Raw genomic sequence first — 2,376 nt, 5'->3', positions numbered from 1 at the left:
GGCGCGGGCTTCGGCCTGCGGCAGTCTGGCTTGACATTAAATGCTTCGTGTGTTTTAATTTCGGGCTCGACAGCGAGAAACGTAGCAGTTTCGTCGGCGTTGCCTGACGCGAATGCAAGGTGTGGCGGTTTGTTGTTTGAGCTGCCCGGGTTTCAAACCCAGCCCTGGCCTTCAGCGCACAGCGATTTGACAAGGTTTTAAAACTGCTTCATAATCTCGCTTCTCTGCTTGATGCAGATTTGTTCTTTAAAAACTTAACAGCCGATAAGTGTGGGCGCTTAGATAACAACTGGCCAGACACGGCAAGGTTCGATTCTCACGAGTCGGATTTTACCGGTTTTGCACAAGTTATACCAAGTGCTCGCACAGATAGAAATGAAGAAGTAAGGTTTTTAACCATGCTTTGTCATTTCTTTTGAGTGATGCATAGCGAACGTAGCTTTCCGTCCCTTCAACGGGATTAGAAACTACGATTACAGGAATTGAACTGAAGAGTTTGATCCTGGCTCAGATTGAACGCTAGCGGGATGCTTTACACATGCAAGTCGAACGGCAGCACGAGAAAGCTTGCTTTCTTGGTGGCGAGTGGCGAACGGGTGAGTAATGTATCGGAACGTGCCCAGTAGCGGGGGATAACTGGCCGAAAGGTCAGCTAATACCGCATACGTCCTACGGGAGAAAGAGGGGGATCGCAAGACCTCTCACTATTGGAGCGGCCGATATCGGATTAGCTAGTTGGTGGGGTAAAGGCCTACCAAGGCTGCGATCCGTAGCTGGTTTGAGAGGACGACCAGCCACACTGGGACTGAGACACGGCCCAGACTCCTACGGGAGGCAGCAGTGGGGAATTTTGGACAATGGGGGCAACCCTGATCCAGCCATCCCGCGTGTGCGATGAAGGCCTTCGGGTTGTAAAGCACTTTTGGCAGGGAAGAAAAGGCCCGGGATAATACCTCGGGTTCATGACGGTACCTGCAGAATAAGCACCGGCTAACTACGTGCCAGCAGCCGCGGTAATACGTAGGGTGCAAGCGTTAATCGGAATTACTGGGCGTAAAGCGTGCGCAGGCGGTTCGGAAAGAAAGGTGTGAAATCCCAGGGCTTAACCTTGGAACTGCACTTTTAACTACCGGGCTAGAGTACGTCAGAGGGGGGTAGAATTCCACGTGTAGCAGTGAAATGCGTAGAGATGTGGAGGAATACCGATGGCGAAGGCAGCCCCCTGGGATGATACTGACGCTCATGCACGAAAGCGTGGGGAGCAAACAGGATTAGATACCCTGGTAGTCCACGCCCTAAACGATGTCAACTAGCTGTTGGGGTTTATTAACCTTAGTAGCGCAGCTAACGCGTGAAGTTGACCGCCTGGGGAGTACGGTCGCAAGATTAAAACTCAAAGGAATTGACGGGGACCCGCACAAGCGGTGGATGATGTGGATTAATTCGATGCAACGCGAAAAACCTTACCTACCCTTGACATGTCCGGAATCCTTTAGAGATAGAGGAGTGCTCGCAAGAGAACTGGAACACAGGTGCTGCATGGCTGTCGTCAGCTCGTGTCGTGAGATGTTGGGTTAAGTCCCGCAACGAGCGCAACCCTTGTCATTAGTTGCTACATTTGGTTGGGCACTCTAATGAGACTGCCGGTGACAAACCGGAGGAAGGTGGGGATGACGTCAAGTCCTCATGGCCCTTATGGGTAGGGCTTCACACGTCATACAATGGTCGGGACAGAGGGATGCCAAGCCGCGAGGTGGAGCCAATCTCAGAAACCCGATCGTAGTCCGGATCGCAGTCTGCAACTCGACTGCGTGAAGTCGGAATCGCTAGTAATCGCGGATCAGCATGTCGCGGTGAATACGTTCCCGGGTCTTGTACACACCGCCCGTCACACCATGGGAGTGGGTTTCACCAGAAGTAGGTAGCCTAACCGCAAGGGGGGCGCTTACCACGGTGAGATTCATGACTGGGGTGAAGTCGTAACAAGGTAGCCGTATCGGAAGGTGCGGCTGGATCACCTCCTTTAAGAGCAAGCGCTGCGCCAGTTCTTGTCTTCAAGCGTCCACGCTTATCGGCTGTTTAGAGTCAACATGGTCTTGAGGGTTCTGCTGCCGCAGTGCTGCGGCACGTAGGCCAGGGGGTCAGTAGCTCAGTCGGTTAGAGCACCGTCTTGATAAGGCGGGGGTCGATGGTTCGAATCCATCTTGACCCACCACGCATACGCAGGCTCGTGTCCGTGCAAGGTGACTTGCGCGCTGCACGGCCCGGGTCATCCGGGGGATTAGCTCAGCTGGGAGAGCACCTGCTTTGCAAGCAGGGGGTCGTCGGTTCGATCCCGTCATCCTCCACCATCACGGTTCCATCACAGTTGACAGT

At 53.6% G+C, this 2,376-nt stretch carries 2 tRNA genes and 1 rRNA gene; all 3 read left to right on the top strand.

Features of this window, described 5'->3' with window-relative positions:
• Positions 1-484: 484 nt before the first annotated feature.
• The 3 genes from CCA01S_RS15010 to CCA01S_RS15000 all read left to right on the top strand — a co-directional run bounded on the left by CCA01S_RS15010 (position 485) and on the right by CCA01S_RS15000 (position 2,351).
• A 16S ribosomal RNA gene (locus CCA01S_RS15010) occupies positions 485-2,025 on the top strand.
• 113 nt (positions 2,026-2,138) lie between these two features.
• Positions 2,139-2,215: transfer RNA gene (locus tag CCA01S_RS15005), tRNA-Ile, on the top strand.
• A 60-nt stretch (positions 2,216-2,275) separates the two neighbouring features.
• Positions 2,276-2,351: transfer RNA gene (locus tag CCA01S_RS15000), tRNA-Ala, on the top strand.
• The last annotated feature ends 25 nt before the right edge of the window (positions 2,352-2,376 follow it).

The organism is Castellaniella caeni NBRC 101664 (assembly GCF_001592225.1).
In the GTDB taxonomy this organism is placed as follows: Bacteria; Pseudomonadota; Gammaproteobacteria; order Burkholderiales; family Burkholderiaceae_B; genus Castellaniella; species Castellaniella caeni.
This window is presented reverse-complemented; position numbering and strand designations above follow the sequence as displayed.